The sequence below is a fragment of the Ruegeria sp. AB11 genome (genome assembly GCF_056536325.1).
Genome location: NZ_JBQFJO010000001.1, coordinates 62,412 through 84,246, shown reverse-complemented (window position 1 = coordinate 84,246; position 21,835 = coordinate 62,412). Strand labels below are relative to the sequence as shown.

The following is a 21,835-nucleotide window of genomic DNA, read 5'->3' as shown; positions in this document are numbered from 1 at the left end:
CCCCGCCTTTTTTATTCGAGCAATTCGCGTGGGATTGTAAATCCAACGACTTCACCACTTCCCCAACGAACCGAAGTCCAATCTGGTGCTCTAAAGTGGATGGCTGTCGTTGCGCCAGTCGGATAATCGTAGAATCGCGGATGGTTCGGGGCTTGGCGTACTAATCGATGTGCAAACTCTGCAATACCGGGATTATGGCCTAGCATGAGCACGGTCTTTGCCGAAGCCGACGAAAGCGCCTCAAACATTTGATCGGGCCCGGCAAGGTAGAGGCCGGGGGTAAAGGACAGCTTTGATGTGCTCAGTCCCAACCGGTTCCATGTCTCCCGCGTGCGTTGTGCTGTTGAGCTGATGACCTCATTTGGTAACCAACCATTGCTTTGTAACCAGCGGCCGATCTCAGTAGCCGACTTTCGTCCGCGTTTGTTTAGTGGCCGGTCGTGATCTTGGACAAATGGATCTTGCCAACTGGATTTCGCATGGCGGGTCAGAATCAGAGTTCGGGTCATGATCGAAAAAAGGCGTTCATGTGATGCGCCGACTGTTCGGGTTGACGCTCGGCACTTGCGCTGACAGGGCAGGCGCGCCGCGCGATACACCCATCGTTCAAGCAGTCTTGTCCAGCTTCAGTACCTAGATATCCTTTGCAGGCGGCCACATCGTAGAAGCTGTGCGTATTCAGCGCTTCTACCGGACAGGTCGTCGCGCAAGGGGCGGGGCATTCAATACATGGAGATTCCTGTAAGTTGTGCGGGATCGTAAATTCCCCAGTGAAATGCAAAGCGCCACGGAATGAAATCATCATTCCCACAGTATCGTGCACCAGTGCCCCTACTGGGCTGCTGAACGTGCGCCCGGAGTTTAGTGCCCAGTCAATGAATGGTGCGTAAGGTGGGCCGCCAAACGGATAGTGCGCTGCGGCTGACAGGTCCTGCGCCAGTTTGCCAATAACTCGCTTTGACCATCGGTCTACAGGATCGGGTTGACCATCCTTCCACTCAGGTGATGCAGCCAGAGTGGGCCAGAACGCTCCTGCCGTCCCCAACAGGATCAATGTGCCGCCGTCCAGTTGTTTGGCTCCCGACACGCGCGGATGTTGTGCACCCATAACTATCAGCCCAACCTGAGTGGCTGCTCGTTCGACATTGGCGTAAGTCATCGACGGCGAAAGGGCAGAGCCAGGCTCCATCCCAGTTTTGTTGGCCGATCGTCCTGCCATTCCAATCCCACGCTCATTTGTTCGTGCCCGTCCCGAGGTTGTGCGATGTAAGTCCCCAGCATCCGATCCCAGATAGACAGTGCAAAGCCATAATTGCTGTCATGCTCTGTTCGGAATACCGAATGATGTACGCGATGCATATCGGGTGTCACAAGAACCCTACGTACCACAGCGTCAACGGCAAGGGGGAGCTTCAAGTTTGAATGATTGAACAACGCTGTGCCATTAAGAAGGATCTCGAACAGGATCACAGCCAGGGCGCTGGCGCCGAGCAGATAGATTAGCCCGATTTTCAGGATCATGGACAACGCGATTTCTACAGGGTGAAAGCGGACTGCAGTAGTGACGTCCATGTCTCGGTCGGCGTGATGCACACGATGTAGCCGCCAAAGGATTGGCACCTTGTGGGTAATCAGATGCTGTAGCCAGATTGCAAAGTCCAGAATCAGCACACTCAGAATAAGCTCAACCCACCCTGGCCAGGCGAGCCAATTAAAAACGCCCAATCCATTTTTCGCGGCATCAATGGCAGCGCCAACTGCCAATAAGGGCAACCCAATCGCCATAGTCCTGAGCATCAGTGTGTTCAAAACAGTGATTGATAGATTGGTTAGCCACCGATTTTTTCGCGGACAAGTTCGTAAGCGTTTTGGCGCAATTGTCTCTGCCGCCGCAAACACAACAAACAGGATCAAAAACACGCTTAGGCGAAATAGGGGCTCGTTCTCCATACATTCACAATCGAGCATGTTAATGCTCGGTGCAAGATGTCGAAGATCACTATGGCGTTAATCCGGGCGGATCAGGGATCCGGCACCGTGTTCCGTAAACAGTTCGAGCAACACCGCATTTGGCGCGCGCCCGTCCAGTATTACCACCGCCCGAACACCGCTATGAAGCGCGTCCAACGCGGTTTCTGTTTTGGGGATCATTCCACCCGCGATAGTGCCTTCCAGCGTCATCTCACGGATCTGACCGGCTTTCAGTTCGGTCACGACCTCTCCGGCGGCATTCTTGACGCCCGAAACATCGGTAAGCAGCAGAAGGCGATCTGCTTTAAGTGCCGAGGCAATCGCGCCAGCCGCGGTGTCGCCGTTGACGTTGAACGTTTCACCATTCTGGCCCGCACCAAGCGGGGCAATCACGGGGATCACGTCATGTGAGAACAGGTCATGCAGAACCTTTGGGTTCATCTTGGACGGTGAGCCCACAAATCCCAGCGATGGATCGGTCTGATCGCAAATCATCAGGTTTGCATCCTTGCCCGACAAACCCACAGCCGAGCCGCCCTGACCGTTGATCGCCTGTACGATACGCTTGTTTACAAGGCCGGACAGAACCATCTCGACCACCTCAACAGTGGCTTTGTCGGTCACACGCTTGCCGCCGACAAATTCGGACTGGATGTCCAGCTTGCCCAGCATGGCGTTGATCATAGGGCCGCCGCCATGCACGATGACGGGGTTTACACCGACTTGCCGCATCAGAACAACGTCGCGTGCAAAGCTTTCCATCGTCTCGTCGCTGCCCATGGCGTGTCCACCCAGCTTGATAACAACGATGGCCCCGTCATAGCGCTGCAGGTAGGGCAGGGCGCTGTTCAAGGTGGCTGCGGTGGCGATCCAATCCCGATTCATATCTCTTGTCTTCATGGCTGAGGTCCCTCTGGGCACCCGTGTTAGGGTCATTGAACGGTGCTGCCAAGAGCTAAGCTATTCCAGATGCGCGATGATCGAGCGCAGGGTGGGAATTCCGTCGCCTTTCTCGGATGATGTTAACACGATCTCGGGGAAGGCTGCGGGGTGTTTGGCAAGCGCACTGCGTACCTGCTGCAGCACCTTCTCGCGGTCGTTGGCTTTTACCTTGTCGGCTTTGGTCAGAACGCATTGAAACGTGACAGCGCTGGTGTCCAGCAGCTTCATAATCTCTGCGTCGACCGGCTTTACCCCGTGGCGCGAGTCGATCAGCACAAAGGCACGGCGCAGGGTTTGACGGCCGCTGAGATATTTTTTCAGCAACCGCTGCCACTTTTCGACGACCTTGACCGGCGCATTGGCGTAACCATATCCCGGCAGGTCAACCAAATAGAGCTCAGGTCCTTGAGTGAAAAAGTTGATCTCTTGTGTGCGGCCCGGCGTGTTTGATGCACGCGCCAGCCCTTTGGTCCCAGTCAGCGCGTTGATTAAGCTGGACTTGCCCACGTTTGAGCGCCCTGCGAAGCAGACTTCTAGCCGGTCAGGTGCGGGCAGGCCGTCCATGGCGACCACGCCTTTGACGAACTCGGATGGTCCGGCAAACAGTTTGCGCCCGGTTTCTGTTGCGAATGCGTCAGGGGATTCGGCCAATGGAAAACGAAGAGCGGTCACAGTACCTGTACCTCGTCGCCGGTGCGGATGCTGCCGCCTTGCAGAACTTCAGCGTAGACCCCGAAATCCTGATGATCCCAATTGCCGAGCGCGCCCAACGTATCGGCATCGCGTTCGCCCGTCTCGGGGTTGGCCGTCGTGGCCAAGCAACGCGTTATGCGTTCACGGACGTGAAAGATCACCTCGCCAATTCGTATATCGCGGCCCAGCCAGTCGAATTCCTCCCACAGTGGCAGGCCATCGAACCAGATGTTGCCACGCCAACGTGCAATCGAAAGATCACGGCCCAATTTCTGCTCGACCGCACGGTGCGAGGCCATATTGCACAGGCTGATTGATGGGAAATCGCTATCGGTCATCCCGCGACCGGGAACGCGGATGATGCGGGCCGAGGCGGCCCGGTCTGTCGGCATCAGTGGCCTCACCCAGTCCAGAAATTTGTCTTGTTGCGTGTCGGGCTCAAAACTCAGATCGGGGCGGTTGGGATGGCGCAGCGTGACCGTGTCACCCTGTAGATGCGCTGAGATTGCCATCAACTGAGGCGCCTTCGCGCCGCGGCTGAAATTGTTGCAGGGTACCCATTCCGACCCATCCGCTTTGGACGCCTCATGCGCAACCGCCCAAATACGATCCCCGGGCATGGTCTGCCCGGGGGTCATGGTGATGTGATCAAGGCTTTCGCGCCCGTGACTTTTTATCGGGTGCCGCCACAAAGCGGTTACTGTTCCGCTCATTTGTCATCCGTCTTTGGGGTGCGCTTGAAGCCAGACTTGATGTTTCCGAATACGTCAGGTTTGTAGCCTTGACTGCGCATGATCAGATATTGCTGGGTGAATGTGATCGTGTTGTTCGCGATCCAGTACACCACCAGCCCGCTGGCAAAGCTGCCCAGCATGAACATGAACACCCAAGGCATCCAGGCAAAGATCATCGCCTGTGTCGCATCGGTTGGTGCCGGGTTCAGCTTTTGCTGCAGCCACATCGAGATACCCAGCAACAGCGGCAGGATGCCGATGAAGATCAGCGCCATGAACGTTTCCGGTTGTGGGCCAGCCCAGGGCAGCAGGCCGAACAGGTTCATGATCGAGGTCGGATCCGGCGCGCTGAGGTCCTGGAACGGGCCAAACCAGGGGGCTTGGCGCAGTTCGATGGTGACGAAGATCACCTTGTATAGCGAGAAGAAGATCGGAATCTGCATCAGGATTGGTAAACAGCCAGCGGCCGGGTTTACCTTTTCCTTCTTGTAAAGTTCCATCATGCCTTGCTGCATCTTCTGGCGGTCGTCGCCTGCGGCTTCTTTCAACGCCTCCATCTGCGGCTGCAGTTCCTTCATTTTCGCCATCGAGACGTAGGATTTGAAGGCCAGCGGGAAGAGGATTGCCTTGATGATCAGGGTCAGGCCGATGATGGACCAGCCCATATTGCCGATCAGAGCATTGATATTGTGCAGCAGCCAGAAGATCGGCTTGGTCAGAAAGAAGAACCAGCCCCAGTCGATGCTGTCGATGAATTTCTGTACGCCTTCAGCCTGATATTCACGAATGGCTTCCCATTCCTTGGCACCGGCGAACAGGCGGGTCGTGACCTCGGCGGTTTCACCTGGGTCGACAGTGAGTGTCGGCAGGACCGTCTCGGTCTGATAAATTTTGCGGCGCGAGTCGTATTTGGCGGCTGCTTTGAAAGCTGAACCGGGTTCGGGGATCAGTGTAGTCATCCAGTAATGGTCGGTAAATCCGATCCATCCATCTTCCTTGACCTGATAGACCTCGGCCTGGGCCCTTTCATTCGGGTCGATATCGAAATCGCGGACATCGCCATAATCGACCTCGGACAGTGTGCCATCCGACATGCCAATCACGCCCTCATGCAAGATGAAGAAATTCTTTAGGCCCGGAAGATCACCATCTTCGCCAATACCGTGCCGGGCGAGAATGCCATAAGGGGCCATGCCCACCTCGGACTGGGTCGCGTTTTCGACCGATTGGGTCACGGTGAACATGTAGTCCTGATCGACCGAGATGATCCGGCGGAAGGTCAGGCCATTGCCGTTGTCCCAGGCAAGCGTGATGGGGCTGTCTACACCCAGTTTCTCTCCCTGCTCCAATGTCCATAGTGTATTGGGGCCGGGAACGTCCGCACCTGCCAAGCCTGCGCCTGGCGCCCAACCATAAATGGCGTAATATGCTGATTCCGACCCGACCGGAGACAGCAATTCGACAATGGGCGCTCCTTCTTCGATCGAAACCTTGTAGTCTTTCAAGAACAGCTCATCGATCCGCCCGCCCGACAGGGACAGGCTGCCCTCCAGGCGGGGCGTGTCGATTTGCACCCGAGGGGCTTGTTCCTCTGGCAGAGTCTCTTCGGTGGTTGCGGTTGCTTCACCAACAGTGCTGGTGGCACTGGGTGTCTGCACCTCGTCCCCTTCAAGGGCGGCAATTTCAGCCTCTTCCTGTGTCACCGATGGTTCGGGCGGTGGAAACAGGACGAACCAGACAAGGATCACCAAAAAGCTGAGCGCGGTTGCAAGGATGAGGTTCTTATTCTGATCGTCCATCGGGGACAGCCACCTTGAGCAGTGAAACACACCCGGTGGGTTCAACAGAGTGCAGCCCCAAAGGTCAAGCGGAATCGCCTCATAAATCGCCGCAGTAACGGATTTGGCGCAATGAAATGACCGATTTCATCCCATATTGCCGCCGATCCTGGGCGCGCTTTTAAGCTGATTACGATGGGCAGTGATCCATTGCAGCGTCTGTTCGAACGGCATCGGTTTGGCAATTCCGAACCCCTGCACGTGATTGCTGCCCAACTGTGCCATCAATGCGTGCTCACCCGGGGTTTCGACACCTTCCGCAAGAGTCTCAAGATTCAACCTTTCAGCCATCGTCAGAATCGCGCTGACAAGCTGCTGCTGACTGGGATCCTGGTCGGATTTTGCCACAAAGGTCCGGTCGATCTTGATACGCGAAACGTTAAATCGTTTGATTGACGCGATCGAGGCATGACCAGTTCCAAAATCATCCAGATCGATACAACACCCAAGAGTCGCCATGCCTGACACGTTTCTCGTTATCACGTCATCGGGTCGGCGCGAGAACACGGTTTCCAGAATCTCGACCGCCAATCTGTCTGGTGTCAGTTCAAACTGATCCAGTTCCCACTTCAATCGATCAATTAGGTTGGGATTGCGAAGTTCATCAGACGAGAAATTGATACCTATCCGAGGAATGATCGCATCGGCGCTATCCCAAGTGCGCAGGGCCTCGAAGGCGTGGTGGCGCATGACCTGACCCAACCGCTCCATCAGTTCGGCTTGTTCTGCGAAGGGCAAGAATACCTGAGGGCCAAGCACACCTTTGCCAGGATGCTCCCACCGTGCAAGCGCTTCGAACCCGGTAATATTGCCGGTGTCAGTGGACACTTGAGGCTGGAACCAGGGCCGGATTTCCCCATTGTCCAATGCAGCCTCGAACTCTTTGCGCAAGTTGGCTCGAACCAGAGATCGCCGGCGGGTTGCCGTTGAATAGGCGCGGATTGTCGAAGGCCCGCTTCTCTGGGCCTCGGCAAGGGCAGCCGTGGCGGCCCCTATCCATTCATCAGCTTCAGCCTGGCGCAGATCCGACTGCAGACAAAACCCGATCGAGCAGGACTGATACACGCCAACTCCGTTTAAAAAGAGCGGTTCTTCGACGGCGCTTTGCAGGCGGCCTGACATTTGAATGCAGGCTTCGAGATCCAGATGCGGTGAGGGATTAAGACCAATCAAAAACCGATTTTGGTCAATCTGGCAAAAGATGTCATGATTGCGAATGATCGAAAGAACGCGATCGCGGAATTGCTGTTTTGCATGATCGGCTGCGGCCTGCCCGTGCAGATCCAGAAGGTCGGCAAAATCGTCCAGAGCTATAGCGATGCAGGCGGCATTCTCGCCTTTGCTACGCGCTGTCTCATTCAAAATCTGCAGTTCGGATTGAAAAACATCATGAGTCACCAGGCCGCTGGGGCGCATTCCCGCGCTATGGGCGGTGTAGGATCGGCTGCCCCATATTCCGGTTGCGGCAAACATAAGCGGCAGGCCAAGCGCCGCCATGAAAAGGGCACGTTCACCACCCAACCAGAACGCTGCCAGACAGATGGCTGGCAAAAAGGCCAGGACCTGTGGTCCGGTCAGGATAACTCGCAACAGATCGAGATATTTATCAACAAAGAGAAATTTCCGCATCGGTTTTACGGCCTTTGGCTTGGGCAAGGATCGCGCAGGCCAACCGTAGGAAATCTATCTGAGTCACTCGTTAACGCAACTTGGGAATTTCCGCCGAATTTTCGTCGTTTTGAATCTGTCCGGTCGAAAGGTTGATAAAATCAAAAAGTTTCGGGTCAAGCAGATGCGACGGTCTGGCATTTGTCAGCGCCCGGAACATCACCTGACGTCGCCCTGGCGCATTTTTTTCCCACTGGTCCAAAATCTGTTTGACCTGTTGACGTTGCAGCCCGTCCTGGCTGCCGCACAAATCACATGGGATGATGGGATAGTTCATCGCCTTTGCAAATTTCTCGCAATCCGCCTCGGCCACATGGGCGAGGGGTCGATAGACAAACAGATCCCCCTCTTCATTGACCAGTTTGGGCGGCATGGTCGCAAGACGGCCCCCGTGGAACAGGTTCATGAAAAAGGTCTCAAGAATATCGTCACGGTGATGGCCCAGCACGACTGCTGAACACCCTTCTTCGCGCGCGATGCGATAGAGGTTGCCCCGCCGTAAACGCGAGCACAGTGCGCAATAGGTGCGGCCCTGGGGGACCTTATCCACCACAATCGAATAAGTATCCTGATATTCGATCCGATGCGGCACTCCCATGCGTTCGAGGAACTCGGGAAGAACAGTGGCCGGGAAACCCGGCTGACCCTGATCCAAATTGCAGGCCAGTAAATCGACAGGCAGCAGCCCGCGCCATTTTAGTTCGTGGAGCACGGCCAGAAGGGTATAGCTGTCCTTGCCGCCCGACAGACAAACCAACCACCGGGGCGTTTTTCCATCTTTGGTGCGGTCCACCATCCCGTATTGATCAATGGCCTCACGCGTCTGACGCACAATGCGTTTGCGCAGTTTCTTAAACTCGGTGGTCGAGGGCGCCCCGGCAAAGAGCGGATGGATATCGTCAGCTTCGTCGAACATGGGGCGGGCCTATCGCAGTTGAGTGAACCGGGCAAGGGTGAGCGTTATTCGTCGTCGGGAACCGGATCATATCCATCGCTGCCCCATGGATGGCAGCGTCCAATGCGCCGCGCAGCCAGCCATGTGCCCTTGATGGGACCATGTTTTTCCAGCGCCTCCAGCGCGTAGGCCGAACAGGTTGGTTGGTACCGGCAATTGAAACCAACCCATGGGCTGAAGATCAGCCGATAGGCCCGGATCGGTAGGGCGAGGATATGGGCAAACAGGGTCATTTGCCGCTATGCACTTTGCGCAGGGCAAAGCGCAGATCATCTTTCAGTGCCTCAAAGGGCCGGGCGGCAGTGACCTCGGCACGGCCGATTAGGACGTAATCCCACCCTTCGCTTCCCTGAACGGGAAGAACTGCACGCGCAGCTTCGCGCAATCGGCGCTTGGCGCGGTTGCGGGCCACGGCGTTGCCGACTTTCTTGGAACAGGTAAATCCGACGCGAATACCCGTCACTTCATCTGTGCCGCGTTTTCGCGCTTGCACCAACATCGAGGCGGTGCCCTGCCGTTTCGCCCGTGCTGCTTTAAGAAAATCCGAGCGGTTCTGCAGAACAGTCAAAGTCTCATGCGCGCAAACGGACGCCGCCGGGGGCTTGACCCTCGGCTGGTTTGTACCATCCTCAGGGGCCTCCGGCGGCGTCATGTTCATAACCTGATCAGTGAGCGGTTTACGCGCTCAGCGATTTGCGGCCACGTGCGCGGCGCGCGTTCAGGATTTTGCGGCCGGCTTTGGTAGCCATGCGCGCGCGGAAACCGTGGCGGCGTTTGCGAACCAGGTTCGAAGGCTGATAGGTGCGTTTCATCGCTCCGTCTCCAATCTATAGCGGTCGGGTGCGGCGCGGATTCGCCTGGCCCTAGTGTTCGAAGCCCGTCCTCTACTGGGTCACGGGAGTTAAGTCAAACCCCTAGGTGGGGGTTTCGCCGCCTTTTGCAACAATTCTGTAACCGGCACCAGCAAAAGGTTTCAACTCGCAGGTATTATAGCCCAAATTCGTCACATTCCGGGCCATAAACATCAACGCCGCGTGAGGTCCCTGTTGTGCGGGCCCAAGGCATCGCATGTTGGTGCCAGAATGAAACGCACCAAACCGGACACTGTAATGAGTGATACAGCTCAGACCCCGCGCAGCGGACCTGCGCGTCATATCCCTTTGCTAGTGATTCTCGCCGTCGCTGCGGTGGGTTTCTTTACCTTGGGCGACTACCTGACGTTTGAGACCTTGCGCGACAACCGCGAGGCGCTTTTGGCGTGGCGGGATGCCAACTATTTGGCGATGGTTGCTGCCTTTATTGGCATTTACATCGTGATCGTGGCCTTCTCATTGCCCGGAGCTGCGGTGGCATCGATGACCGGGGGCTTCCTGTTTGGTCTCTTTGCCGGGACCGTGTTCAATGTTGTTGCAGCTACGATCGGGGCCTCAGCCATCTTCCTTGCAGCACGCTGGGGGTTGGGCGAGTCACTCACGGCGCGGCTGGAATCCTCGGAAGGGACGGTCAAGAAACTGAAAGACGGCCTGCGTGAGAATGAGATCTCGGTTCTCTTCCTGTTGCGCCTGGTGCCTGTGGTGCCGTTCTTCGTGGCCAATCTGGTGCCTGCATTGGTTGGCGTGAAATTTCGGAACTTCCTGATCACGACTGCGCTGGGCATTATCCCAGGCGGCATCGTCTATACTTGGATTGGCGTCGGGCTCGGGGGTGTATTTGACCGGGGTGAGACGCCGGATGTTTCGTTGCTGTGGGAGCCGTTTGTCATTGGGCCCATCATCGGCTTGTGTGTTCTGGCGGCGCTGCCGATTGTTATCAAATCCCTCCGTGGCCGAAAGGACACTTGATTCATGCAAGAGTTAAAGACCGATATCCTGGTGATCGGCGCCGGGTCGGGCGGATTGTCTGTGGCGGCCGGGGCCAGCAAGATGGGGGCGGATGTCGTCCTGCTGGAGGGGCACAAGATGGGCGGCGACTGCCTGAACTTTGGCTGCGTTCCCTCCAAGGCCCTGATTGCCAGCGGTAAGGCGGCACATGGGCAAGCACACGCTTCGGCCTTTGGGGTCGCGGACGTGGTGCCGCAGGTCGACTATGCCGCTGCAAAGGATCATGTGCATGACGTGATCGCTCAGATCGAACCGATGGACAGTCAGGAGCGTTTCGAGAGTTTTGGTGTCAAAGTAATCCGGGAATACGGTGGCTTTGTCTCACCAACTCAGGTTCAGGCTGGCGGTCACCTGATCACAGCCCGCCGCGTTGTTGTGGCCACCGGGTCTTCGCCGCTGGTGCCACCATTGCCGGGTCTGGATCAGGTAACCTATTTTACCAATGAGACCATCTTCGACCTGCGCGACAAGCCCGAGCATCTGCTGATCATCGGTGGCGGCCCGATCGGCATGGAGATGGCGCAGGCGCATATCCGTCTGGGCTGTAAGGTTACGGTGATCGAAGGCCTGAAGGCGCTCGGCAAGGACGACCCCGAAGCCGCAACCATCGTGCTGGACACCCTGAAGGCGGAAGGCGTCGCGATTCATGAAAACGCCATGGTGGCTCAGATCAGAGACAATGCGGGCGTCATAGAGGTCGTGACCGAGAATGGAGAGATTCACGCTGGTTCACATTTGTTGCTTGCCGTTGGGCGCAAGGCCAACGTTGATCGCCTAAATCTTGAAGCTGCCGGGATTGAGCGTACTCGCACCGGTATCAAGGTCGACGACTCACTGCGAACTACCAACCGCAAGGTCTATGCTATCGGAGATGTCGCAGGTGGTCTGCAATTTACCCATGTGGCAGGCTATCAGGCGGGGGTTATCATTCGCTCAGCCCTGTTCGGGTTACCGTCAAAGGCGAAGACAGCACATATCCCCTGGGCGACATATACCGACCCGGAACTGGCACAGGTCGGTCTCAGCGAAGCGCAAGCGCGTGCCCAACACGGAGACGCGGTGGAAATTGCCCGTTTCGATTATCACCATAATGACCGGGCGATTTCCGATCGGAAAACGAAAGGCTTTATCAAGGTGATGGTAGTTAAAGGTCGCCCCGTCGGTGCAACAATCGTAGGGCACCAAGCCGGTGAACTGATCAACTTGTGGTCGCTGGCGCTCGCAAATAACCTAAAGATGGGGCAGATCGCTGCCATGGTCTCGCCCTATCCGACGATCGGAGAGCTTAACAAACGGGTGGCGGGTGCCTATTTCACGCCAAGGCTGTTTGAGAATCAAACGGTTAAGAAAGTGGTCAGATTCGTCCAGCGCTGGATTCCCTGACCTAAGGAGGAGCGCAAAGTGAACTCGCTGTCGGGCCGATTTCTGATCCTGACGACGGTCTTCGTGATGTTGGCCGAAGTTCTGATCTTTGTGCCATCGATCGCGCGCTTTCGTGAAGATTTCCTACTGAACCGGCTCGAGCGTGCCCAGATCGCTTCGTTGGCGTTGCTGGCTGATGATATGCTGGCCGACGAGCTTGAGGCAGAACTGCTGGTCAATGCGGGTGTTTACAACGTCGTGCTGCGCCGCGACGAAGTGCGCCAACTCATGCTGTCTTCACCCATCCCGGATCGGATCTCCAAAACCTTCGATCTGCGCGATGCCAGCGCCTGGGTGCTGATCCGCGACGCGACTCTGCGGCTGTTTACACCCGAAAACGAGGTCATTCGCGTTCTAGGTGCGCCAGTCAAGGATGCTGGTCTGCTGATAGAAGTAACAATGGATAGCGACCCGTTGCGAATGGCGATGACGGATTACGGGCTTCGCATTTTGGGCCTGTCCTTTGTGATTTCTATCATTACCGCCTCATTCCTGTTTCTTGCCGTGCGCGTGGTTCTGGTACGCCCGATCAAAAGTGTGGTCGGCTATATGCAACGCTACGCCAGCGCACCCGAGGACGCGCGCGGAATTATCTCACCCAATTCCAAGGTGACGGAACTGCGCGAAGCCGAAGAGGCCTTGCAGATGCTTCAAACCGATCTGACACAAGCCTTGAAGCAACGCGAACGCCTGGCGCAATTGGGAGGTGCGGTGGCTAAGGTTAGTCATGATTTGCGCAACATTCTGACTTCGGCCCAGCTGTTTACCGACCGGATTGAGGCGAGTAATGACCCGCTGGTGGCTCGTATGGCGCCAAAACTTGTCAATTCGATCACCCGCGCCGTCTCATTATGCGAAAGCACACTGGCCTTTGGTCGCGCGGAGGAGCCCGCTCCGACACTGACCATGTTGCGCCTGCGAGAGATTGCCGAGGATGTTGCCACCAGCGAGAGGCTCGCGCTGGCGAATGCCTGTGTTGAGATCGTAAATGAAGTGCCCGAAGATCTTGTTGTCCGTGCTGACCCCGAGCAGATTTTCAGGGTCATTATGAACCTCGTACGCAATGCACGACAGGCGCTGTCTACTTCTGGAAAACCGGGTCGCATTTCTGTAAACGCCTCCGAGCAGGAAAAGGATTGGTGTATCGAAATCAGCGATACGGGCCCGGGTCTTCCGCCAAAAGCCCAAGAGAATCTGTTTACACCCTTTCAGGGGGGCGTGCGTAAAGGCGGCTCGGGTTTGGGATTGGCTATCTCGCAAGAGTTGGTGCGTGGCCATGGCGGGGAGTTGTTTCTGAAAACCACCGGACCCGAGGGAACCACCTTTGAAATAAGGCTCCCACGCGGTGATATGACTTTTTGAAGTTTTTTTGAAGAATCGGCTTGCACGCCCGTGGCCTCAGGTCTAAATACCGCCTCACCAACGCGGACCGATAGCTCAGCTGGATAGAGTACTTGACTACGAATCAAGGGGTCGGGGGTTCGAATCCTCCTCGGTCCGCCACTTGGTAATTGTTGGACGTCAGACGAATTTGACCTTTGCGTCATAAACTGACCCAACAACCCCTTTTCGTACTCCCGCAGACTGTTTCGTTTAATCTGACTTCCCTTCGGGAAATCAGGGCTGATTTGCAGATCAGACGGCGAAGCCGCCTGTTCCTGCTGATCTGCCACGTGGCGAACGCGGGAGGGGGCGAGGCAATGCTATTCGACAGGGGGGGGTGCGGCCCGCAGGCGCAGCCGAGGACACGGCCCTGTCTAATAGGTTTGCCCGAGGGGGAGGGCCGCGCCCTCACCCTGACGGCCAGGGGCGTTTGGTTTATCCAAATCCCGCTGGCCCTCAAAAAGAGTCGATGGCCGATACTCCCATCACAACTAGTAAGTACGGCCCTAACCGGACATTGCTCGCAACAAAATTCGCTGCGATGCAGCTTGCGGTTAGCGGTCATGCAATCAAGCAGTGCATTCTGCTTGCTTGATGAAGGCGTTCAAGCCAACATCATTGGGCATGCCATTCAGAGCCCAACCCAGGTGATGTTCTCGCCGAAATTTTGAAGAGATGAATTTTACTTAGGATCATATCAAATGGGCGCTCAATATAGTTGAGCACTTGCCGCTGTGGTTCGCCCCCTGATAGTAAAGCACTGAGCAAGGATTTATCGTGTATTTGAATGAGTATTGAACCACTGCGGAAACGCAAAACAAACGGCGAACTCTATACGCGACGATCGCCAACAAAACAGTACATCGAGAAGAGCCTTGATTGGTCCTTTGAGGATTTGCTTGACCGCGCGTCCATTCGGGATCGGCGACATAGTGACTATATCCCGTCGGAAGTACTCGTCTACTATCTGCGCCAGACAAAGTCTGACAATTCAGACGGTCGGTTCATTCAGCTCTACGACATTCTGCGCGATCGGGTTGAAGCCGCGTGTCCGCGGGCAAACCGCCAGGTTGGCAAGGAAATCCACGAAGATGCGCGTCTTTCTGAAATTCGTGACGCAACCGTCGATCATGTCACGGAGTTGATGTTCACTGACCGGCAGGACTATGATGAACAACTCGATATCTACGAAGTTGTCTTCGACAAGGCTGTTCGCGCGGCGCACATCACGAAGCTCCGCAAAGTAAGCCGGCGGGAAAACGCTAATGAGGACATGGAGGACGAAGTCACCGGCGAGGTGCGCGCTGTCGTCGAAGCCGCTTTGGAGCGATACAAGAAAGTCGGCCTCACGGCTGAAGAGGATCTCGATTACCGGATTCATCTGCGTGACGCGATTAACGCTCTACCGACAGACGAACGAGAGGTAGTTGATTTGATGCTCGCAGACATTCCTATTGAGACGAACAAAGATGGCGAACCCTCGATGACGGAGCTTTTGGGCTGCGTTGAAAAGACTGTGCGCAACCGACGGGATCGTGCTTTTACAAAAATCCGGCAAGCGCTGGAACTGGAGGTTGGTGATGGCCAATAGAGAAGACGTCCTCAACGACTTCACCGTGGAAGAAGAGATGTCGCCTGCAATTCTCAAGGCATACCTCCAGCGCTTCCCGGAATTCACCCAGGACCTCCTTGCGCTCTTCAACGAACTATCGATGAGCGATTTGGCGTCGGCTGAGGCAAGTCTTCCACTTGAAACCAAGGCCGTAAGCGCGGAAGTGCTGCGCGTCCAACACGTCCGACAATCCCTTTTTGGAACAGGTGTAAGGGAATTTGCCCGTGACCTCGGTCTTCCTCGAGCTTTCTTCACCGGCTTGACCGCCGAAGTTGTCCATATCGCCTCGATGCCAACGAGCCTGTTGAAAACTCTGGCAAATAAGCTCGGCGTACACATGCAGGATGTCATCAGCGGCATGCAGCAAGGTGATGGGCACGCCGTTGCGATGAAATCAGATGTAAAGCCAGGTGCCGTGCCGCCAATCGACTTCCAAGATTACGTTGATCGTGCCGGTCTTTCCGAGGAGGAGCAGCGCGTGTTGCAGTCGCTGCTAGCTGGCGATGGATCGGATTGAAGCGATACGCGTACGCGCGACCGATCTTCATAATCACCGTGTGAACGAGGGCAGCGATCCCACACAGCCTTACGAATTGGTTTTGGCTGAAGCCGGAGCTCGCGATCTTGAGGTGAGGAGACTTCCAGCGGGTCATCCGCAGCTCAAAGGCGGCAAAGCTCTTCTGCAACGGGCATCTGCCACCATCCTGCATGAAGACACGGGTGATGTATTTCTGGACGCATTCCTGGTCGCGCACGAAATCGGGCACCACGAATTTGGTGGTGAAGTAGAAATACCGCCAATCATTGAGGTCGATCCGGCGCGGTCTGCAGACCCGTCATCCGTCGGTGCCGATCGAGTAGTCGACTACAGCAATCGCGCACGCGAGGAGGTCCAAATGGACCTCTTTGCACGCGAGTTCCTGTTTCCACGCACCATGGCCTGGTCGTGGCATATCGACGAAGGTTTGAGCGCAAGTGACATCACCAAGAAGCTGGGTGCCCCCTATCCGATGGTGGCCGTTCAGCTTTTTGATGCGCTCTTACTTCCGCAGAGTGAGCCGGATGATGATGCGGCGTCGCCGCCCAAACCCTTGAACGAAGAACAGAGACACGCGGCTGAACATGAGGGCAAGGCCTTGCTCCTGAAAGCTGGGCCTGGCACCGGAAAAACTCAGACGCTCGTCGGCCGGCTGTCGGTATTGAAGGACCGCAGCGTCGATCCGGAGAGCATCTTGTTGCTCACCTTCTCCAACAAGGCTGCCGGTGAAATGACGGATCGTGCCATGCTGGCCTGGCCGGAGGCTGCAGGGTCTGCGTGGATCGGAACATTTCACTCTTTTGGGCTCGACCTTCTGCGCCGGTTCCATGATCGGGCAAGATTGCCTCCAGACCCGCGCTTGATCGATGCCACGGAAGCTATAGCGCTTCTTGAGGACGAATTCCCGCGCCTGAGGCTAAAGCATTTCAACGATCTTTGGGACCCAACCGACAATTTGCGGTCCATCCTTTCGGCAATCTCGCGGGCGAAAGACGAAGTTGTCGATCAACATCGCTACCGCGAGCTGGCGCAGCAGATGGCTGATGCGGCGGAGACGGAAGAAGAAGAGATAGCTGCGGAGAAGTGCCTCGAGATCGCCTCCGTTTACGACCTCTATGAACAATTGAAAGCCGAGCGCGGTGCGGTCGATTTCGGCGATCTTGTTGCCCGCCCAACGGCCTTGGTCGAATCCGACGAGGCCGTGCGAAAGGAGTTGCGAGGGCGATATGAACACGTCCTTGTAGACGAGTATCAGGACGTGAACCGCGCAAGCGTTCGGCTTCTGCGCGCTCTCAAACCGGACGGCAAGAACCTCTGGGTCGTGGGAGATGCCAAGCAGTCGATCTACCGTTTTCGGGGCGCGTCCTCCTACAATATCGACCGGTTCGAGGCCGAAGACTTCCCGGGTGGGACGTCGATGCAACTCAGTATGAACTACCGATCGTCTCAGGAAATCTGCGACACGTTCAGCGCTTTCGCGGCGACGCGCATGGCGGCTACGGGTTTTCAGGCAAATGCCTTCAAGGGCAAAAGCGGTGTATCGCCCTCTTTCGTTTCTGTTGACTCCAAAGATCACGAGATTGACGAAATCGCAGCACGCATAATGGCTGCCTGCGATGATACGACCGCGTTTCGCGACCAGGCCGTGATCTGCAAGGGAAATGCGCGTTTAGCAGAAATAGCCGCGGGCCTCGAGGCGCGTGGAATCCCGGTGCTGTTCCTCGGTCCTTTGTTCGACCGGCCGGAGATCAAGGAGGCATTGTCCCTCCTATCGCTCGTGATCGATCCAAGGGCTATGGGGCTGACGTGCATTGCTTCGATGTCGCCATTTCAGATGTCGATCGAAGACGTCGCCGTCGCCATCGAAACAGTTCGGGCCAGCAAGAAGCCTCTGCCGCTCGATTGGCGCACTATATTGGCAATGGCACCAGGGATGAGCGAGCGCGGTCGGGCCTCAGCGAACGCTCTTATCGATGCGTTTGAGGGAATCGAGCCTACGGCAACCGCGTGGCAGGTGATCACGAATATCTATCTGGAGCGTACCCGCGTTGCGGCCGACATCGCAACGCAGGCCCGCGAGGGCAACGCCAATCCTGCGCTCGCACTCTGGCAATTTCAGAACTTCCTGCGCTCAACCCTTCCCGAGAAATCAGGTTACCCTATCCGCGATCTCCTAGAACACATTCGACGGCTGGTGATCCTGTCGGACGAACGGGATCTGCGCGATCTGCCTGCCGCCGCCCAGAGCATAGATGCTGTTCGTTTGATGACGATCCACGGAAGCAAGGGGCTTGAGTTCAAGGTGCTTCACCTCCCGTCTTTGACAAGCGGCTCGATCCCACGCTCGGCCAAACAGAGCCGTGGTCTTCCTCCACCCGACGGCATGATCGAGGGCCCAGTGTTTCGGGGATGCGACGCGATAGATGCTGGCCATGATGAGGAACAGCGTTGTTTGTTCTTCGTAGCCCTATCCCGGGCGGAAGACGGTTTGTTCCTCTATGCGCCCAACAAAAAGTCCAATGGTCATCGGCAGAGCCGATCCAGCTTTGTCGACGATATTTCGGGCCAACTGTCCAATCAGGACCCGATTTCCGCGTTGAGAGATGTCGGCGGCGAGGCAGAGCGCTTCACATTGGAGGTCGATGGCATTGCCCGTATGTCGCCGTCTCAACTGGCGACATTCGACAAATGTCCGCGGCGATTTTTCTTCGCCCACGTGCTGCAGGTCGGCGGGCGGCGCATGGAGTCCGCGCCCATGCGCATGCACAATGCCGTACAGGCTGTTGTCGATGAGTTGACAGCTCGCCCAGAATACGCGCCCGATGAAACCGAGATGCGGACGATCATAGATGTGGCCTGGGCCGCGCACGGGCCCACTGAACACGGCTATGCCAACGAGTATCGCCAGATTTCCGATGAACTGCTGCAGTTCTTTATCCAACTCCGTCAGGGCGAGCGCCGACGGGTACCAAAATCTCTCTCGCTTCGCTTCGAGGACGCTGAAGTCGTGGTGACTGCGCATGAACAAATCGAGACCGGTCACTCGACGGTGTACCGGCGTATCCGCACAGGTCGCAAGACAAGCACGGCGCTAGACGCTCTCGATGCTGCGGCGTTTCAGATTGCAGCCGACGGACGCGGGGAAGCGGAATTCGTGTACCTGACAGGCGGTGATCGGGATCGTCTGAGTATGTCCGAGGGCAAAATCAAAACCCGAAAAAAGAAGATCGCGGACGCCGCGATTTCGATCATAGAGGGACGCTTTCCACCTAGCCGCAGCGACCGATGTGCGCGTTGTCCCTACTTTTTCATCTGCAATCCGCCACCATCGGGCACGCTCAGAAAAAAAATCGGATCAGGCTTACCGGATTCTTGCTGACGCCGCGATTGTCCTTGTGAAGGCGCAGACATGGTGTCTGTGACCTCTAACTGAACAAGGACTAACAATATGAAACCGCAAGGAAATGATCCTCGCTTCCCTGTTCTCATCGCCGATGAGGACCTTAACTTCAAAAAACATGTCTTCGACGATCCCAAGGTGCTGGGACGCCAGTTGATCGAAGCGGCTGGTGGTCGCCCTGTCGATGAGCATGTGGCCATTGCGATCCTGTCCAATGGCGATTTCGAAGACATCCGACTAGACGAAAGTTACGATCTGCGCGGTCGTGGCGTCGAGAAAGTGCTTGTCGCCCGTTCGGATCGGAGCTTCAAATTCAAGATCGATGACGCCGATCTCGAATGGCCGCGTGCCTGCATCAGCGGCTTCGTGCTGCGCAAGCTCGCGAAGTTGCCGCCCAACTACAACCTTTGGCGGGAAATCCCGGGTCAGCATGACAAGAAGATCGCTGATAGGGATGTGATCAACCTTGCCGATGCCGGTGTTGAGCGGTTCGTGTCGCTGATCGATCAAACGACGGAAGGGGATGCCCTTCCGTCAAAAGATCAGACCTATCTTTCGGGTCACGGCTACGCGTTCGAAGTGGTTACGGAGGGTGCCAACACGGGAATCATCCTGAAGAACCTGCCGCTGCCGGACGGCAAGTTCAACCACGGGGCTGCAGACGTTCTGATCCTGCTCCCCAAGGGGTATCCTGACTGCCCGCCGGACATGTTCTATGTCTCGCCGAAGCTGACTTTGGCAGGCACCGGTCGAGTGCCAAAAGCCTGTACCGTTGAGCATCGCTTCGGTAGTCGCGTGTGGCAGCGGTGGTCCCGCCATAACAACGCGTGGCGCCCGGGGGTCGATGGACTTCAAACCATGGTTGCCCGCGTGCAGACGGCCTTGGCGGGGGCCCGAGTCTGATGCGTGATTTGGACATGATCCTTTTGGGCCCGCACGAGGCGCAAATTCGGTCCCTGCTGGCGGCGGGGGCCGGGTCGGAGCGCTCTGCCTATATGCTCTTTGGTATCGTCGATATCAAAGTCGATCCATGGACAACCGAACCGCGGCGGCGCCTGGTGTCACACCGTTTCGATGCGATCGGCGATGACGATCTCGTATCAGCATCGGCGCGGCATGTGACTTGGCAGACCGATGGCTTCATGCGGCTCTTGAGCGAGGCCCAGGCGACCGGCCTCGTCCCGGCCCTCGTTCACACCCATCCAAACGGCCAGGCTAAGTTCTCTGAACAGGACGACCGCAACGAAGCCGAACTTGCCCGCACCGCCCTTCTGAAAGGCGTGCCAGGGTTGATCAGTGTGGTCGTCGCCGGAGACGGCGATATCGCTGCACGCATCTGGGCGCGAAAGGACAAGGCTGAAGACATCAATCGAATCCTGCATTCCGGACCGTGGTTGCGTATTTCGGGTTTACAGGGAACACCCGCAGATTTTCTGGATCGGCAGGTCCGGCTATTCGGCAAAGAAGCCTCAAGTCAGGTGGCGGGCTTTCGCTGTGGCATCGCTGGTGGGGGCGCGACAGGCAGTGCCGTCTTGCCGTTGCTCCTGCGGCTTGGCGTTCAGGAGGCTGTCCAATTCGATAAAGACATCGTGGACGAAACAAATCTCAACCGCCTTCACGGAGCGCGGCGCTCGGATGTCGATGGAAGAATGCCTAAGACCGCTATTCACACGCGAACCGTGAAGGAATCCGGGCTCGGCATGACGTTGGTGAGTGTGGATGCCTGGGCCGGACACCCAGAAACCTGGGACTCGCTAAAAGCGTGCGATGTGATCTTTTGCTGCACAGATGACCACGCCGGACGGTTGTTTCTCAATCGCTTCGCGCGGTTCTATGGCATCCCCGTTATCGATGTCGGACTCGCAATGCAGCGGCGGACGGACACGGCATATGATCTCTTCGCCCGCGTTTCGACACTCGTGCCTGGGCATCCTTGCCTACTTTGCGGCGGCTACGTCGATCCACGGCAAGCGCGTGAAGAAGCGATGCAGCGCGATGACCTCGATGCATATGAGCGGTTGAAAGAAGAAGCCTACGTTCTGGGTGAAGGTGATCCGTCCCCGGCCGTCGTCACCTTCACGACCGAAGCGGCAGCGATGGCAGTCAATGAATGGTTGGCCGGGGTGACCGGGCTTGCTGGAGAGGCTGGAATGGTACCTACGCGCATGCGGCGCTTTCACGCCAGAGACGAGCGCAGACCGTTTGTTGAGTCGCAACCAGATTGCCCCTGTTGCAACCAGCCAGCAACACTTGGTCGGGCAGATATGCAACCGTTTTTGGACGTGGTGAGCTGAAATGAAAAACATCATCTCACACCTATTGCGACTGCTGCGCCTGCTACGTTTTGATGTTCTCACGATACGCGCTTCAACCTTGCCAGACCGGTCAATGATGGAAGCGGGTAAACTCACTCTTGTCGAAAGTGGCGATATCAAGAAATGGGCATGTCTGAAGTGTCCCGGTGGATGCGGGGAAGTTATCAGTCTTTCGCTCAACCCTAACCTGCGACCGCGGTGGAGGGTCTCAGAAGACTTTTGGTCACGACCTACCGTGCATCCATCGGTTCACCAAAAGAATGATTGCGGGTGCCATTTTTGGATCAAGAAGGGACAAATCACTTGGTGTCGGGGCGGACGACCATCCAAAGGTCCTAAGGCAGACAGATGAAACTCAAAGGTTGGTACAAGCAGAAGGTCTGCTTCGGAGTTGGTTCAAGGATTGACGACACAGCGCAGCGAAAGGCGGCTTTTCCGCCCTCGCTCCGGATGCTGGGCTAATAATCGGTGGCTGCAACGGGCC

The 21,835-nt window shown here is 56.6% G+C and carries 21 protein-coding genes and 1 tRNA gene; 10 read left to right on the top strand and 12 right to left on the bottom strand.

Annotated elements, in window-relative coordinates:
* Positions 1 to 11: 11 nt before the first annotated feature.
* From ACR3EJ_RS00465 to rpmH, 12 genes are all read right to left on the bottom strand, one after another.
* The gene (locus ACR3EJ_RS00465) at positions 12 to 509 is read right to left on the bottom strand and encodes a histidine phosphatase family protein (RefSeq protein ID WP_170544299.1); all 498 of its coding nucleotides are present in this window, start codon (positions 507 to 509) and stop codon (positions 12 to 14) included.
* Entirely contained in the window at positions 506 to 1,189 is a 684-nt protein-coding gene (locus ACR3EJ_RS00460; RefSeq protein WP_170544342.1) for a ferredoxin, read from the bottom strand. The genes ACR3EJ_RS00465 and ACR3EJ_RS00460 overlap by 4 nt, the downstream gene beginning before the upstream one ends.
* Positions 1,156 to 1,950, bottom strand: coding sequence for a sterol desaturase family protein (locus tag ACR3EJ_RS00455; protein WP_170544340.1), 795 nt, complete (start codon positions 1,948 to 1,950; stop codon positions 1,156 to 1,158). Before ACR3EJ_RS00455 ends, ACR3EJ_RS00460 begins: the two co-directional genes overlap by 34 nt.
* Before the next feature lie 57 nt (positions 1,951 to 2,007).
* On the bottom strand, positions 2,008 to 2,871 hold the full coding sequence (gene argB / locus ACR3EJ_RS00450) for an acetylglutamate kinase (protein ID WP_170544297.1): 864 nt from the start codon (positions 2,869 to 2,871) through the stop codon (positions 2,008 to 2,010).
* Positions 2,872 to 2,931: 60 nt separating this feature from the next.
* Positions 2,932 to 3,585: a ribosome biogenesis GTP-binding protein YihA/YsxC gene (gene yihA / locus ACR3EJ_RS00445; protein ID WP_170544295.1), complete on the bottom strand. Its 654-nt coding sequence runs from the start codon at positions 3,583 to 3,585 to the stop codon at positions 2,932 to 2,934.
* Positions 3,582 to 4,319 (bottom strand): MOSC domain-containing protein, encoded by a 738-nt coding sequence (locus ACR3EJ_RS00440; RefSeq protein WP_170544293.1) that lies wholly within the window; start codon positions 4,317 to 4,319, stop codon positions 3,582 to 3,584. The genes yihA and ACR3EJ_RS00440 overlap by 4 nt, the downstream gene beginning before the upstream one ends.
* The gene (gene yidC / locus ACR3EJ_RS00435; protein WP_170544291.1) at positions 4,316 to 6,139 is read right to left on the bottom strand and encodes a membrane protein insertase YidC; all 1,824 of its coding nucleotides are present in this window, start codon (positions 6,137 to 6,139) and stop codon (positions 4,316 to 4,318) included. Before yidC ends, ACR3EJ_RS00440 begins: the two co-directional genes overlap by 4 nt.
* 126 nt (positions 6,140 to 6,265) lie before the next feature.
* The gene (locus ACR3EJ_RS00430) at positions 6,266 to 7,807 is read right to left on the bottom strand and encodes a bifunctional diguanylate cyclase/phosphodiesterase (protein WP_170544289.1); all 1,542 of its coding nucleotides are present in this window, start codon (positions 7,805 to 7,807) and stop codon (positions 6,266 to 6,268) included.
* Between the two features lie 70 nt (positions 7,808 to 7,877).
* On the bottom strand, positions 7,878 to 8,762 hold the full coding sequence (gene ttcA, locus ACR3EJ_RS00425; protein WP_170544287.1) for a tRNA 2-thiocytidine(32) synthetase TtcA: 885 nt from the start codon (positions 8,760 to 8,762) through the stop codon (positions 7,878 to 7,880).
* Positions 8,763 to 8,806: 44 nt separating this feature from the next.
* Positions 8,807 to 9,034 (bottom strand): membrane protein insertion efficiency factor YidD, encoded by a 228-nt coding sequence (yidD, locus tag ACR3EJ_RS00420; protein ID WP_010437166.1) that lies wholly within the window; start codon positions 9,032 to 9,034, stop codon positions 8,807 to 8,809.
* Positions 9,031 to 9,453: a ribonuclease P protein component gene (rnpA, locus tag ACR3EJ_RS00415; RefSeq protein WP_170544285.1), complete on the bottom strand. Its 423-nt coding sequence runs from the start codon at positions 9,451 to 9,453 to the stop codon at positions 9,031 to 9,033. The genes yidD and rnpA overlap by 4 nt, the downstream gene beginning before the upstream one ends.
* Positions 9,454 to 9,478: 25 nt before the next feature.
* Positions 9,479 to 9,613: a 50S ribosomal protein L34 gene (gene rpmH / locus ACR3EJ_RS00410; RefSeq protein ID WP_005980833.1), complete on the bottom strand. Its 135-nt coding sequence runs from the start codon at positions 9,611 to 9,613 to the stop codon at positions 9,479 to 9,481.
* A 297-nt stretch (positions 9,614 to 9,910) separates the two neighbouring features.
* Here rpmH and ACR3EJ_RS00405 point away from each other — a divergent pair, with 297 nt between their 5' ends.
* The 10 genes from ACR3EJ_RS00405 (at position 9,911) to ACR3EJ_RS00360 (ending at position 21,703) form a co-directional block, all read left to right on the top strand.
* Positions 9,911 to 10,642, top strand: a complete 732-nt coding sequence (locus ACR3EJ_RS00405) for a TVP38/TMEM64 family protein (RefSeq protein WP_170544284.1) — start codon at positions 9,911 to 9,913, stop codon at positions 10,640 to 10,642.
* A gap of 3 nt (positions 10,643 to 10,645) precedes the next feature.
* Positions 10,646 to 12,064 carry an FAD-dependent oxidoreductase gene (locus tag ACR3EJ_RS00400; protein WP_170544282.1) on the top strand — a complete coding sequence of 473 codons (1,419 nt, stop codon included), beginning with the start codon at positions 10,646 to 10,648 and terminating at the stop codon, positions 12,062 to 12,064.
* Positions 12,065 to 12,082: 18 nt separating this feature from the next.
* The gene (locus ACR3EJ_RS00395; protein WP_260024326.1) at positions 12,083 to 13,465 is read left to right on the top strand and encodes a sensor histidine kinase; all 1,383 of its coding nucleotides are present in this window, start codon (positions 12,083 to 12,085) and stop codon (positions 13,463 to 13,465) included.
* A gap of 64 nt (positions 13,466 to 13,529) precedes the next feature.
* Positions 13,530 to 13,606, top strand: a tRNA-Arg gene (locus ACR3EJ_RS00390).
* Positions 13,607 to 14,273: 667 nt separating this feature from the next.
* Positions 14,274 to 15,077, top strand: coding sequence for an RNA polymerase sigma factor (locus tag ACR3EJ_RS00385; protein ID WP_170544280.1), 804 nt, complete (start codon positions 14,274 to 14,276; stop codon positions 15,075 to 15,077).
* Positions 15,067 to 15,615 carry a hypothetical protein gene (locus ACR3EJ_RS00380; protein ID WP_170544279.1) on the top strand — a complete coding sequence of 183 codons (549 nt, stop codon included), beginning with the start codon at positions 15,067 to 15,069 and terminating at the stop codon, positions 15,613 to 15,615. The genes ACR3EJ_RS00385 and ACR3EJ_RS00380 overlap by 11 nt, the downstream gene beginning before the upstream one ends.
* Positions 15,602 to 19,015 carry an ATP-dependent helicase gene (locus tag ACR3EJ_RS00375; RefSeq protein WP_170544277.1) on the top strand — a complete coding sequence of 1,138 codons (3,414 nt, stop codon included), beginning with the start codon at positions 15,602 to 15,604 and terminating at the stop codon, positions 19,013 to 19,015. The genes ACR3EJ_RS00380 and ACR3EJ_RS00375 overlap by 14 nt, the downstream gene beginning before the upstream one ends.
* 69 nt (positions 19,016 to 19,084) lie before the next feature.
* Positions 19,085 to 19,939: a multiubiquitin domain-containing protein gene (locus tag ACR3EJ_RS00370; protein ID WP_170544275.1), complete on the top strand. Its 855-nt coding sequence runs from the start codon at positions 19,085 to 19,087 to the stop codon at positions 19,937 to 19,939.
* Entirely contained in the window at positions 19,939 to 21,330 is a 1,392-nt protein-coding gene (locus tag ACR3EJ_RS00365; protein ID WP_170544273.1) for a ThiF family adenylyltransferase, read from the top strand. Before ACR3EJ_RS00370 ends, ACR3EJ_RS00365 begins: the two co-directional genes overlap by 1 nt.
* Before the next feature lies 1 nt (position 21,331).
* Positions 21,332 to 21,703, top strand: coding sequence for a ubiquitination-like system serine protease family protein (locus ACR3EJ_RS00360; RefSeq protein ID WP_480422427.1), 372 nt, complete (start codon positions 21,332 to 21,334; stop codon positions 21,701 to 21,703).
* The last annotated feature ends 132 nt before the right edge of the window (positions 21,704 to 21,835 follow it).